General features: G+C 71.2%; 16 protein-coding genes. All 16 read right to left on the bottom strand.

The window, feature by feature from the left end:
- Positions 1 to 72: 72 nt before the first annotated feature.
- Positions 73 to 912, bottom strand: a complete 840-nt coding sequence (whiG, locus tag ACIBTU_RS29170; RefSeq protein ID WP_399129500.1) for an RNA polymerase sigma factor WhiG — start codon at positions 910 to 912, stop codon at positions 73 to 75.
- Positions 913 to 1210: 298 nt separating this feature from the next.
- Positions 1211 to 2404, bottom strand: a complete 1194-nt coding sequence (gene dprA / locus ACIBTU_RS29165; protein ID WP_399129499.1) for a DNA-processing protein DprA — start codon at positions 2402 to 2404, stop codon at positions 1211 to 1213.
- Positions 2401 to 4014, bottom strand: a complete 1614-nt coding sequence (locus tag ACIBTU_RS29160; RefSeq protein ID WP_399129498.1) for a YifB family Mg chelatase-like AAA ATPase — start codon at positions 4012 to 4014, stop codon at positions 2401 to 2403. Before ACIBTU_RS29160 ends, dprA begins: the two co-directional genes overlap by 4 nt.
- The gene (locus ACIBTU_RS29155; protein ID WP_399129618.1) at positions 4014 to 4367 is read right to left on the bottom strand and encodes a YraN family protein; all 354 of its coding nucleotides are present in this window, start codon (positions 4365 to 4367) and stop codon (positions 4014 to 4016) included. Before ACIBTU_RS29155 ends, ACIBTU_RS29160 begins: the two co-directional genes overlap by 1 nt.
- A 166-nt stretch (positions 4368 to 4533) precedes the next feature.
- Positions 4534 to 4842, bottom strand: a complete 309-nt coding sequence (locus ACIBTU_RS29150; RefSeq protein ID WP_005311352.1) for a DUF2469 domain-containing protein — start codon at positions 4840 to 4842, stop codon at positions 4534 to 4536.
- A gap of 55 nt (positions 4843 to 4897) precedes the next feature.
- Positions 4898 to 5407: an NUDIX hydrolase gene (locus tag ACIBTU_RS29145; RefSeq protein ID WP_399129497.1), complete on the bottom strand. Its 510-nt coding sequence runs from the start codon at positions 5405 to 5407 to the stop codon at positions 4898 to 4900.
- On the bottom strand, positions 5400 to 6143 hold the full coding sequence (lepB, locus tag ACIBTU_RS29140) for a signal peptidase I (RefSeq protein ID WP_399129496.1): 744 nt from the start codon (positions 6141 to 6143) through the stop codon (positions 5400 to 5402). Before lepB (ACIBTU_RS29140) ends, ACIBTU_RS29145 begins: the two co-directional genes overlap by 8 nt.
- Positions 6144 to 6233: 90 nt before the next feature.
- Positions 6234 to 7220: a signal peptidase I gene (lepB, locus tag ACIBTU_RS29135; RefSeq protein WP_399129495.1), complete on the bottom strand. Its 987-nt coding sequence runs from the start codon at positions 7218 to 7220 to the stop codon at positions 6234 to 6236.
- Entirely contained in the window at positions 7129 to 8223 is a 1095-nt protein-coding gene (lepB, locus tag ACIBTU_RS29130) for a signal peptidase I (RefSeq protein ID WP_399129494.1), read from the bottom strand. The genes lepB (ACIBTU_RS29135) and lepB (ACIBTU_RS29130) overlap by 92 nt, the downstream gene beginning before the upstream one ends.
- Positions 8216 to 8923 carry a signal peptidase I gene (lepB, locus tag ACIBTU_RS29125; RefSeq protein ID WP_399129493.1) on the bottom strand — a complete coding sequence of 236 codons (708 nt, stop codon included), beginning with the start codon at positions 8921 to 8923 and terminating at the stop codon, positions 8216 to 8218. The genes lepB (ACIBTU_RS29130) and lepB (ACIBTU_RS29125) overlap by 8 nt, the downstream gene beginning before the upstream one ends.
- Before the next feature lie 78 nt (positions 8924 to 9001).
- Positions 9002 to 9352: a 50S ribosomal protein L19 gene (gene rplS / locus ACIBTU_RS29120; RefSeq protein WP_399129492.1), complete on the bottom strand. Its 351-nt coding sequence runs from the start codon at positions 9350 to 9352 to the stop codon at positions 9002 to 9004.
- Between the two features lie 131 nt (positions 9353 to 9483).
- Positions 9484 to 10305 (bottom strand): tRNA (guanosine(37)-N1)-methyltransferase TrmD, encoded by an 822-nt coding sequence (trmD, locus tag ACIBTU_RS29115; protein WP_399129491.1) that lies wholly within the window; start codon positions 10303 to 10305, stop codon positions 9484 to 9486.
- On the bottom strand, positions 10302 to 10874 hold the full coding sequence (gene rimM / locus ACIBTU_RS29110; RefSeq protein ID WP_399129489.1) for a ribosome maturation factor RimM: 573 nt from the start codon (positions 10872 to 10874) through the stop codon (positions 10302 to 10304). The genes trmD and rimM overlap by 4 nt, the downstream gene beginning before the upstream one ends.
- 78 nt (positions 10875 to 10952) lie before the next feature.
- Positions 10953 to 11192, bottom strand: coding sequence for an RNA-binding protein (locus tag ACIBTU_RS29105; RefSeq protein WP_014176063.1), 240 nt, complete (start codon positions 11190 to 11192; stop codon positions 10953 to 10955).
- A 2-nt stretch (positions 11193 to 11194) separates the two neighbouring features.
- Entirely contained in the window at positions 11195 to 11617 is a 423-nt protein-coding gene (gene rpsP, locus ACIBTU_RS29100) for a 30S ribosomal protein S16 (RefSeq protein ID WP_188336613.1), read from the bottom strand.
- A 231-nt stretch (positions 11618 to 11848) separates the two neighbouring features.
- Positions 11849 to 12451 (bottom strand): hypothetical protein, encoded by a 603-nt coding sequence (locus ACIBTU_RS29095; RefSeq protein ID WP_399129487.1) that lies wholly within the window; start codon positions 12449 to 12451, stop codon positions 11849 to 11851.
- Between the last annotated feature and the right edge of the window lie 66 nt (positions 12452 to 12517).

The raw sequence follows: 12517 nt of genomic DNA, 5'->3' as shown, positions 1-12517 counted from the left end.
CGCACCATCCGTGACCGCCCGGCGAAGGCGCGGGCAGGGACGATTCCGCACGTCACGAGGCCGTCGGCCGGGTCAGCGCCCGAACCCTGCCAGCTTCGCCCGCAGCTGCAGCACCGACTTCGTGTGGATCTGACTGACCCGGCTCTCGGTCACCCCGAGCACATTGCCGATCTCCGCGAGGGTCAGGCCCTCGTAGTAGTACAGCGTGACCACGGTCTTCTCCCGCTCCGGCAGCGTGTTGATCGCCCGCGCGAGGAACCTGCGCAGCTCCCGGTCCTCGGCGACCTCCACCGGGTTGTCGGCGGCCTGGTCCTCCAGGGTGTCCATGAGGCTGAGCCGGTCGCCGCTCTCGCCCCCGACGTGCAGCAGCTCCTCCAGCGCCACCACGTTGGCCAGCGACAACTGGCTGAAAACGGCGTGCAGTTCCTCGAGCGCGACCCCCATCTCGGCGGCCACCTCGCTCTCCGAGGGCGTGCGCCGCAGCTTGGCCTCCAGCGTGGCGTACGCGCGCTCCACGTTGCGCGCCTTCTGCCGCACCGACCGGGGGATCCAGTCCAGCGCCCGCAGCTCGTCGATCATCGCACCGCGGATCCGGGTGATCGCGTACGTCTCGAACTTGATCTCGCGCTCGATGTCGAACTTCTCGATCGCGTCGATCAGCCCGAAGACCCCGGACGAGACGAAGTCGGCCTGCTCCACGTTGGGCGGCAGGCCCACACTGACCCGGCCGGCGACGTACTTCACCAGCGGCGAGTAGTGCAGGATCAGCTGCTCGCGCAGCCGCTCGTCGCCGGTCGCCTTGTACGACCTCCACAGCTCCTCCAGGGAGGTGGGAGCCGGAGGCCGCACGCTGGAGCCGCGGGCGGCGGGGGGTGCCGCCGCCCGGTCGGACCCTGAGGTGTGCTGTGGCATGCGCCGCCTTGTGCCGTTGATCGTTTCGCTGTGGAGAGGCCGGGGTGCCCGTCTCGTACTGACTGATCACGAGCCGTCCACCTGGTCACGGATCGAGGTGGCGAACCCGAATCCTGGTGAGCGTAGCGTGACTGGAGCGTCGCAGTGCGCGATGACCGGGTGATCACACCCGTGCAGATACGTTCCGTTACCCGGCCCCGACGACCTCCCGCGTCTCTCTCCGTAACCACTCCGAAACACCAACTGCCGGAACTGGCAAGGTCATCGGGGTGTCATCCGGACGGCGCAACACACAGCGTCAGGGAACTCCCCCTTCCGGAAAGACCGGCTCGACGCTCTGGCGTGTCAACTGCCAGCCATCGCCGTGTCGTTCGACGAACCCCAACGAGCGCAGTTCGTACAACCTCCCGATCGTGTCGTCCGCACTCGTCCCCGCGTCCCGGGCGATCTGCGCGACCCCGGCGGCCCCGCGTCCGGGCAGTGCGGCGAGCACCCGAGCCGCGGCTGGTGGCAGCAGATCCCGGGCGAGCACCGGCCCGCGGCGCGCCGGCGCGAGCTCGCCCATCTCCCCCACCAGCTCGACCACTTCGGCGGCATCGGTCACCAGTACGCCTTCCTTGCGCAGCAGTTCGTGCACGCCCGCCGAGACGGTGCTCGTCGCCGGCCCGGGCACGCCCATCGCGTGCCGCCCGAGCCGCTGTGCCCAGCGGGCCGTGCCCAGCGCCCCGCTGCGATAGGCGGCCTCGACGACGACCGTGCCCCTGGTCAGCGCCGCGATCACCCTGTTGCGCAGGATGAAGCGGCTGGGGGTCGGATGCTCCCCTGGCGGCAACTCGGCCACCACCAGTCCCTGTTCCGCGACCCGGTCGATCAACTGGGTGTGGCCGCGCGGATAGATCCGGTCGATCCCGCAGGCCAGCACGGCGACCGTGGCCCCGGTCGCGCCCAGGGCCCCGCGATGGGCCGCCGCGTCCACCCCGTACGCGCCGCCCGACACGACGACCCAGCCGCGCTCGGCGAGCCCGGCGCCCAGGCTCGCCCCCATGCGGACGCCGTAGTCCGTGCAGGCCCGCGACCCGACCACGGCCACCGAGCGCAATGCCCACATCCGCAGGCTGGGCCCGCCCCGCACCCAGAGCCCCAGGGGCCGCGCGTCCCCCAGGTCGTCGAGCTGCCCGGGCCACTCCACGTCCCCCGGGCACACGAAGCGCGCCCCGCGCTCCGCCGCGCGGTCCAGATCCCGCTCCGGGGGCGGCGCGTCCCGGGCCCGGGCGAGCAGGCCCGCCCAGCGCTCGGCCCGCACCCCGGGCAGCGGCTCGGCCTCCTCGTCGGCGGCGCCCGCGTCGATCCGCCGCACCGTCTCGACTGCCCCGAACTCGCGCAGCCAGCGGGCGGCGGCCTCCCAGCCCGGTTCGACGATCCGGGTCAGCCGGGCCCGGGCGAGCCGCACCGCGTCCGGCACGCCCGGGCCCGTACCGGCGGGCCCGGTCACCGCTCGGCCCCGATCGTCATCGGCACCCCGCGCGAGATCCCGGTCCGTAGTTGCAGGGCGAGCGCCACGTCCTCGGCGAAGGGCCGGTCCCGTCCGGCCAGGTCGGCGACGGTCCAGGCCACGCGCAGCACCCGGTCGAGGCCGCGCGCGGTGATGAAGCCGCGCTCCAGGTCCAGCTCGGCCTCGTCCAGGGCACCGGGCGCGGCGGGCCACCGGGTGCGCAGGGCGTGCCCGGGCACCTCGCTGTTGGTCCGCCACGGTGTCTCCGCGAGCCGTGCCGCCGCCCGCTCCCTGGCCTGCCTGACCCGGTCGGCGACGACCTGGGTGCTCTCGCCGCGCGGGCCGTATCCCGCGAGCTCGTTCCGTGTGACGGCGTCCACCTCGACGCGCAGGTCGACGCGGTCGAGCAGGGGCCCGGAGAGCCGGGCCTGGTAGCGCCGCACGGTCGCCGGCGGGCAGTCGCACTCGCCGCCGAGCGCCCGGTAGTGCCCGCAGGGGCAGGGGTTCGCGGCCAGCGCCATGAGGAACCGCGCCGGCAGTCGCACCACCCCGGCGCTGCGGGCGATGACCACGTGCCCCGCCTCGAGGGGCTGGCGCAGCGCGTCGAGCGCCTGGCCGCTGAACTCCGGAGCCTCGTCCAGAAAGAGGACGCCACGGTGCGACAGCGACACCGCTCCGGGCCGTGCGACGCCCGGGCCGCCACCGACCAGGGACTGCATGGTGGCCGAGTGGTGGGGCGCGCAGTACGGCGCGGTGTCGATCATGGACTTGCCCGGTGGGAGCATGCCGGCCACCGAGTGGATGGCTGTGACCTCGAGCGCCTCCCCGCGGGTGAGCGGTGGCAGCAGGGCGGGCAGCCGCTCGGCAAGCATCGTCTTGCCCGCGCCCGGCGGGCCCGAGAGCATGACGTGGTGTCCGCCCGCCGCGGCGACCTCGATGGCGGTGCGTGCCGACAGCTGGCCGACGACGTCCGCGAGGTCGAGCCCGTGCCCGTCGAGTGTCAGACCGCCGATGTCGGCGCCGCTGCCGGGCATGCTGAGCGCGGCCAGCATCGGATCGGGGCGGCCGGCGGGCTCCGGCTCCTCCTCCGGGACGGGCTCGTCGGTGAGCACCGCGATGAGCTGGCGCAGGCTGCGCACCCCGAGGACGGAGATCCCGGGCACCAGGGACGCCTCGCCCGCGGTGCACTCGGGCACGACGACCTGCTCGTACCCGGCGTCGGCCGCGGCCAGTACGGCGGGAAGCACCCCGCGCACCGGCCGGACCCGCCCGTCGAGCCCCAGCTCCCCGATCATGACGATGTCGGCGAGCACGCGCGGATCGATACGCTCGGCGGCGCCGAGTACGGCACACGCGACAGCGAGATCGAATCCCGACCCGGCCTTGGGCACCGACGCCGGGCTGAGCCCCACGGTCAGCTTCTTCTGAGGCCAGTCGGCCCCGGAGTTCACGACGGCCGCCCTGACCCGGTCGCGGCTCTCGATCAGACTCTTGTCCGGCAGGCCGACGAGCGTGAACGCGGCGACGCCGGGCTCCAGGTCGGCCTGCACCTCGACGACGACGCCCTCGACTCCCACCAGGGCCACGGAACACGTACGCGCGAATCCCATCAGGACACCCCCCGCACGTGCTCGAGGCGGGGTGCGCCGCGCTCGGGCACCAGGACGCCGATCACGTCGATACGGACGCCGCCCGGTGGCGCTCCCCCGTGCTCGTGGATCCAGCGCTCGGCCAGGCACCGCAGTCGTCGCGCCTTGACCTGCGTGATCGCGGCCATCGGGTGCTCGAAGGCCGACTCGCCTCCCCCTCTGCGCGTCTTGACCTCGCAGACGACGATCGCGTCGCCGTCCCGCGCCACGATGTCGATCTCGCCCGTGCGGCCCGCGCGCCAGTTCCGCGCGAGCACGGTCATTCCCGTCTCGGCCAGCCGCCTCGCGGCCAGGTCCTCGCCGTACTTCCCCATCGCGCCCCGTGCGTTCACGTCGGCACCACCTCCGACGTCCACGCTGCGGCACGGGACGGAACGGAGTGGATCTTGGTGAACTACCGGCGGGTTGTGGAAAACTCCGTCACCCGCCAGGGGGACGACCGGAGGGACGGCCCGGGGAAATCAGCGGAAGGACGCGGGCTCAGCTGCCCGGAAGCTCCAGGTCGCTCTTGTTGAGCTCCTCGATGTTCACGTCCTTGAACGTGAGGACCCGGACTTGCTTCACGAAACGAGCGGGGCGGTACATGTCCCAGACCCAGGCATCCGCCATCGACACCTCGAAGAACACCTCGCCCTGGACCGAGTGCACCTGCATCTCGTAGTCGTTGGTGAGGTAGAAGCGCCGCTCGGTCTCGATCACGTATTTGAACAGCCCGACGACGTCGCGGTACTCCCGGTAGAGCTTCAGCTCCATCTCGGTCTCGTACTTCTCGAGGTCCTCGGCGCTCATGGCATGTTCCCCTTCTGCCGTGCGTCCCCCTATTGTGCGTCAGCCACCGGTGCCTCTAGACGATTTCCGTCTCGAGAACCAGCGGCCGGCTCGGGGGACCCTCGACGAGCAGCCGCTTCAGCAGCTCGGCGAGCCTGGTCGGGTACACCGTCTCACGGGCCTCGGCCAGTTCCTCGCACGACCACCATCGCGCTCCCGCGACACTGCGCCGTTCCAGGTCGGTCAGGCCCTCTCCGTTGATCTCCACGGCCCGGGCCGTCGAGGTCGTGCGGGCCAGGAAGTACCACTCGTCCTGGTCCCAGCGGCGCCCGTCGAACGGGAAGGAGCAGACCCGCTGCCACAGGACCGGGCCGAGCCGCACATCCGTGATGCCCGTCTCCTCGGCCAGTTCCCGCAGCGCGGCCTGCGCACGCGTCTCGTCGCCCTCCAGACCGCCGCCCGGAGTGAACCACCAGTCGTCCGCCGTGTCGCCGGGCTCGTGCCCGTGCAGCAGCAGGACGCGGTCGTCCTGGTCGAGCAGGACGACGCGGGCCACCTCGCGCACGACGCCGCCGGGCTCAGACACGGGCGGGCTCCGGCGCGCGGCGGGTCCGGGAGCGCCGTGCCCGGTTCGCGATCGGGCCGTACGCGGCGCCGGCGAGCACCAGGACCGCGCCGGCCACGACGGCGCCCACCATGATCCGGAGCGGGCCGGGCTGCGAGATACCGCCGGGCATCGCCTCGAAGCCCGTGGGCTTGCCCAGCATGCCGTTCATGGGCCAGGCCACGGCGTCCACCCGGGCCTCCACGGCGCCGCGCTCCACCGAGCCGCCGTTGGCGTCACCGAGGTGGACGCTGGAGTCCAGGGAGCCGCTGCGCTCGTCACCGAGGAGGAAGAGCCGGCCCTGCGGGACCGTGGTCGACTTGATCCCGGCGAGCGAGGCGGACGTACCGGCCGGCAGATACGGTTCTTCGACCTGCTCGCCGTTGACGGTGAGCTTGCCGTCCGTGCAGCAGGCGATCTTGTCGCCACCGACGCCGACCACCCGCTTGACCATCGGCATGTCGCCCCAGCTGGCCTCGCGGAAGACGACCACGTCGCCGCGCTTGACCTCGCCGCCGTCGATCCGTTGCGCGAGCACTCGGTCGCCCGCGCCGATCGTCGGCGTCATGGAGTCGGTGGGCACCGTGTACGGCTGGTACACCACGGCACCCCATACGAACCCGCCGAGGAACAGCACACAGCCGAGGGCCACGGCTATGCCCGACAGCACACTGCCGGCCTTGCCGTGGCCCTCGGCCGTACGACCCGTCCTGCTCATCCCAGTTGCTCCCCAGCGTCGGAGACATCGACCGCGCGGTCCGGCCCGAGTGGCACGGACCGCGCAAGATCGGCGATCTGGGACGGCACCCTACCGGGCGCTCGTGACCTCAGAAACCCTGGTGTTCCCCTCAGTAACGCTCCGGTTCGTCCGGCGGCGGCGCCACAGCACGAGCGGCACGGCTCCGGCGAGTCCCAGGGCGCCCGGGGCGACGTTCGCCGCGGCGTTGATCCCCGACTGGTCGAAGGTGTCCGGGACCGGCAGCGTGGACCAGTGCGTGGGCGGCCAGGCCACCACGATCGCGCGGCCCACGACGTTGTCCACGGGGACGAAGCCCTGGTTCTTGTCGTTCTGGTGGTAGCGGGAGTCCAGCGAGTCCTGGCGGTGGTCGCCCATGACCCAGACTTTGCCTTCGGGAACCTTCACCTTGAAGGTGCCGCCGACGCCGTCCGCGCTGCACGGGGTGTTGCCCGGGAAGACGTAAGGCTCGTTCAGCGCCTTGCCGTTGACCTTCAACGGGCCCGTGCCCTTGCACTCGACGGTGTCGCCGCTGACGCCGACGACCCGCTTGATGAGGTCCTTCTCGTCGGCGGAGGGCATGAGGCCGACCCAGCTCAGAACCTTCTGCGCGGCGTTCGGCGGCTTGGCGGGCTCGCCCTCCAGCCACTGGTCCGGGTCGTTGAACACGATGACCTCGCCGCGCTCCGGCTTGGAGCCGAACCACGGGGTCAGCTTGTCGACGAGCACGCGGTCGCCGATCTGCAGCGTGTTCTGCATCGACCCCGACGGGATCGAGAACGCCTGCACCAGGAAGGTCTTGATCAACAGGGCCAGGACCAGGGCGATCAAGATGAGCAGCGGCAGCTCCTTCCAGAAGGAGCGGGGCTTCTTGGCCTTCTTCGGAATCCTCGGCTCGTCGCCGGGCCGCTCTCCGGCGGCGCCGGAACGGCCCGCCGCTCCACCGTCATCGCTCCCGGGCGTGTGGTCAGTCACGCCGGGACCTGTCGCGTCGTCGGATCGCTCGGGCTGTTCCTCGGGCCCATGCCCTGACCGTGCGCCGACCGCCAAGTCCCCCACATCCACTCCTCACTCCGTGCCGCTGCCTGATCCCTACGCGATGCAGGCCCACCACTCCCATAACGAGCGGGAGTTCCGCAGGGGTCGGGAGAGGGATCATTCCGTCCGAATCCAATGAGTCGGGTCTCGATTCGGGGCTGTCCGCGATGGCCACCCTATGCGACGCGCCGGGGGCCGCGGTCGATCCGCCCCCTTGCGCGTCGGCGACCCCCGCGAAGGTCTCCGGCTCCTCCAGCGTGGTCCAGTTCCCGATCGGCCAGCCGATGAACCGGGCCCGCCCCACTACGGATTCCTCGGACACGGTGCCGTGGAACGCCTCGGTGAGGTGGTAGCGCGAGTCCGCCGAGTTCGCCCGGTGATCGCCCATCACGAAGAGCCGGCCTTCGGGAACCTTCACCGAAAAGTCGAACTTCGAGGGCGCGTTGCCGGGGTGGATGTACGAACGTTCCTCGAGCGGCGTCCCGTTGACGGTGACGCGGCCCTGGGCGTCGCAGCATTTCACCGTGTCGCCGCCGACGGCCACGACGCGTTTGATCAGGTCCCGCTCGTCGGCGGAGGGCAGCAGGCCGATCCACGTGAGACCCGTCTTGATCTGCTTGATCCCGACGGGGTCGTCCTTCTTCTGTCCCGTCTCCTGCTCCAGCCACTTGCCGGGGTCCTTGAAGACCACGACGTCGCCGCGCTGCACCTTCGCGCCGAACCAGGGCGTCAGTTTGTCGACCAGGACCCGGTCGCCGATCTTGATCGTCTGCTCCATGGAGCCCGACGGGATCACGAAGGCCTGCACCAGGAACGTCTTCAGGACGAGCGCGATGAGCAGCGCCACGCCTATCAGGAGAGGTATCTCCTTGATCGCGGAACGCCGGCGGCGCCGCTTCACCTTGCGGGCCAGCTTGCGGCGCTCCGCCCGGCCGCGCGGCGCGGTGCCCGCGGTGCGCCTGCTCCCGGTGGGCAGTTGCTCCTCGGCCTCGTCACCGGCGTGCGTCCTGCCCCGCTTACCCATGGGCGCCGCCCGCCTCGGGTACGCGCGCGTAGAGGTCCTCGCGCGCCAGGGAGCTCCAGTGGACGGCGGGCCAGGCGACCCACTGGGCCTTGCCGATCACCTGGTCGACGGGGACGAAGCCGCCGCCGGGGGCGCCCAGATAGTCGCGGGAGTCGCGGGAGTCGGCGCGGTGGTCACCCAGCAGAAAGAGCGTCCCGTCGGGAACCTCGATGTCGAAGCGCACCTCTGAAGGCGCGTCCCCGCGGTACAGCAGGGACCGCTCGTCCACGGCTCGCCCGTTCACGGCGATCCTCCCCTGCCTGTCGCAGCAGACCACGTGGTCTCCCCCCACCCCGACGACGCGCTTGACGTAGTCCGCGTCACCGAAGTACCCGCTGCCGTCGAAGACGACGACATCCCCGCGCTCCGGCCGCGCACCGAAACGGTACGCCAACTTGTTCACGAGAACGCGGTCCCCGACGTTCAGCGTCGGCCGCATCGAGCTGCTGGGGATCTGGAACGGCTGCATCACGAAGACCCCGAAGGCCAGCAGCAGCACCACGCAGAGCAGCGCGCCGAGCGTGATCCGGCCGCCGGGCACCTGCTCCGCGATCCCCCCGAGAGACAAAGAGGAACGCGACCGTCCCTCCTCGCCCTCCGAGGTGCTCTCGTGGGGCCGGGAGGAGCGGTCGCGCTCCTGATGCTGTGCTTCGGTGTCCATCGAGGCCAGATGCTATCCGGCGCTCCTGTGGACTCCGTACGCGAGATGCGCCGGCGCCCGCGTGGGGCGCCGAGCGGCTCAGTTCTCGCGCTTCTCCTTGATCTTCGCGGCCTTGCCGCGCAGCTCGCGGAGGTAGTACAGCTTGGCGCGACGGACGTCACCGCGGCTGACGAGCTCGATCTTCTCGAAGATCGGGCTGTTCACCGGGAAGGTGCGCTCGACGCCGACGGAGAAGGAGACCTTGCGGACCGTGAAGGTCTCGCGGACACCGGCGCCCTGGCGGCGGATGACTACGCCCTTGAACTGCTGCACACGGGAGCGGTTGCCCTCGATGACGCGGACGTGGACGTTGACGGTGTCACCCGGGCGGAAGGCCGGGATGTCGCTGCGCAGCGACGCGGAGTCGACGGAGTCGAGCAGGTGAGACATGATCGTCTGCTTTCTTCACCGATGCCACAGGTCATCGGCGGGAGGTATGTGATGAGTTTCGGTAGCTGATCGCGTCGGGCCGGCGTCGTTCCCCCTGTGGCAGGGGCGCAGGCTGGACGTACAGCAGCGGCTTATTCTTCCACGACCTCGGGCGTGGGCCCAAATCGGCCGTCGGGACCCGGTCGCCAGCCCAGGATCGAGAGCATCTCGCGGTCCTTCTTGTCGAAGGCCTTCGGGTCGGTGCGCTCGACGAGATCGGGCCGGTTGCGCACCGTGCGGCGCAGCGCCTCGTCCCGTCGCCAGCGGGCGATCTTCCCGTGGTGGCCGCTGAGCAGCACCTCGGGGATCTCGCGGCCGCGCCAGGCCGGGGGCTTGGTGTAGACGGGCCCCTCCAGGAGGTTCGCCATGGCGCCGGGCGCGAAGGAGTCGTCCTCGTGGGACGCCGCGTTGCCGAGGACGCCGGGCAGCAGCCGGGCCACGGCCTCGGTGACGACGAGGACGGCGGCCTCCCCGCCGGCGAGCACGTAGTCGCCGATGGAGACCTCGTAGACGGGCATCCGGGTCGCGTACTCGTCGATGACGCGGCGGTCGATGCCCTCGTAGCGTGCCGGGGTGAAGACCAGCCAGGGGCGCTGCGAGAGCTCCACGGCGAGCTCCTGGGTGAAGGGGCGGCCGCTGGGGGTGGGGACGACCAGGGCGGGCGCCTGGGCGCCGCCCTCGTATCCGTCGGCGAGCACGTCGTCGAGGCACTCGCCCCACGGCTCGGTCTTCATGACCATGCCGGGGCCGCCCCCGTAGGGGGTGTCGTCGACCGTGTTGTGCCGGTCGTGGGTCCACTCGCGCAGGTCGTGCACGCGGACGTCGAGCTGTCCTCGCGCGCGTGCCTTGCCGACGAGCGAGACGTTCAGCGGTTCCAGGTACTCGGGGAAGATCGTGACGACGTCGAGCCTCATGCCGAGCCGTCCTCGGCGCCCGCCTCGGTCTCGGCGTCGCGGGCGGAGGCGATCTCGGCCCGGTCGTCGATGAGGCCGGGCGGCGGGTCGATGACCGCCTTCTGCTCCTCGAGGTCGATCTCGGTGACGATCTCCTCGACGAAGGGGATCATGACCTCGCTGCCGTCGGGCCGCTCCACGATGAAGAGGTCCTGCGAGGGCAGGTGGGAGATCTCGGTGATCCGGCCGACCTCGGTGCCGTCCACGGTGACGACGTCGAGGTCCATGAGCTGGTGGTCGTAGAACTCGTCCTCGTCCTCCGGCAGCTCCTCCGGGTCGACCTCCGCGATCAGGAGCGTGTTGCGCAGGGCCTCCGCGCCGGTGCGGTCGCGGACGCCGGCGAAGCGCAGCAGCAGCCGACCGCTGTGCACCCGGCCGGACTCGATGGTGAGCGGTCCGGTGGACGCGGGGTCGGTGGCGAGCACCGCACCGGGGCCGAGCCGCAGCTCGGGCTCGTCGGTACGCACCTCGACGGTGACCTCACCCTTGATGCCGTGGGCGCGCCCGATGCGCCCGACTACCAGCTGCACGTGAGCTATCTCCTGTCATACGACTAAGGCCGGGGACGGCCCTGAGGCCCTCCCCGGCCCGAGCCGGTGTTCAACTTGTCAGCGAACCTGGTCGACGTCGACGAGGTCGACGCGGACACCGCGGCCGCCGATGGCGCCCACGACGGTCCGCAGAGCACGCGCGGTGCGGCCGTTACGACCGATCACCTTGCCGAGGTCGTCGGGGTGGACCCGGACCTCCAGCACGCGCCCACGGCGCAGGTTGCGCGAGGCGACCTGCACGTCGTCGGGGTTGTCGACAATGCCCTTCACGAGGTGCTCAAGAGCCTCCTCGAGCATGCTCAGGCCTCGGTCGACTCGGACGCAGCCTCAGCGGCCTCGTCCTTCTTCTCAGCCTTCTTCTTCTGGGTGATGGCCTCACCCTTGGGCTCGTCGGCCGTGGCCAGCGCCTCGAAGGAGGGGCGGGCGGCCTTCGGCTCGGCGACCTTCAGCGGCGCGGGGGCCGGCAGACCCTTGAACTTCTGCCAGTCACCGGTGAGCTTCAGGATGGCGAGAACCGGCTCGGTCGGCTGCGCGCCGACACCCAGCCAGTACTGCGCGCGGTCCGAGTCGACCTCGATGCGCGAGGGGTTCTGCACCGGGTGGTACAGACCGATCTCCTCGATGGCCCGGCCGTCACGGCGGGTACGGGAGTCGGCGACGACGATGCGGTAGTGAGGCGAACGGATCTTGCCCAGACGCTTCAGCTTGATCTTGACTGCCACTGGAGTGGTGTCTCCTGGTCTTGACGTGGGTGGGCACGGCGAGATGGCCGCGTGGGGTTGCGGTACCCGAGTGCCCGATGGACGCGTCAGCCGGAGGAGAGAGGGGTCCTATGCGACTGTCGAGTACAGCTAGCCATTGTGCCATATGCCGCCGGAGCGGCCGAACGCTCCCCCCGGCCCCGGGCGGGCGGGGAGGCGGCCCCGCCGGCCGCCCCACCAGGAGCCCGGCGGTCAGCCGACCGCGACGCCGGCGCCGACGACCTCCGGGATCCGGAACGGCTTGCCGCAGCCGCCGCAGACGATCGGGGCCTGCGCCAGCACCGAGGGCACCACGCGGACGTTGCGCCCGCAGTCGCAGACGGCCTTGACGCGGACGCCGCCCCCGGAGGAGCCGTGCCGCGCGGCCGGGCCGCGGAAGCTGCGCTTGGTGTCCGCGGCGGTCGCCACGGTGTGCGCCTTGAGGGCGCGCTGGAGTCGCTCGATCGTCTGTCGGTAACGCTGCTTCGCCTCCGGAGTGAGCGCGACCAGCGAGAAGCCGCTGCTGGGGTGCGGCTCCTCGGGGTGGTCGAGGCCCATCTCCTCGGCGATGGCCAGGAATCTGCGGTTGTGGTAGCGGCCGGCGCGGGACGTGTCGCGGATTCCGCGCGCGGCTGCGATGCCGTGGACTGCCTCGTGGAGGAGTCGCTCGAAGGAGAGCTCGTGTCCGCAGGCGGACGACGACTCCCCGATCAGGGATTCGGGCGCGGCAAGATCCGGCAGTTCGGGGTGGTGCCGCTGAATGTCGGCCCACGCCCCTGCCAGCTCTGCGGCGAGAACAGGTGGTGTCGTGCTCACGTCGTGACAACGAGCCGGGGTGCCTCTGTGTTCCTATTCCGGGGCATCCCAAATAATTTGCACGTA

The sequence above is a fragment of the Streptomyces sp. NPDC050145 genome (assembly GCF_044460245.1).
In the GTDB taxonomy this organism is placed as follows: Bacteria; Actinomycetota; Actinomycetes; order Streptomycetales; family Streptomycetaceae; genus Streptomyces.
Note: the sequence above shows the minus strand (reverse complement) of the source record. Positions and strands in the feature narration are given on the sequence as shown.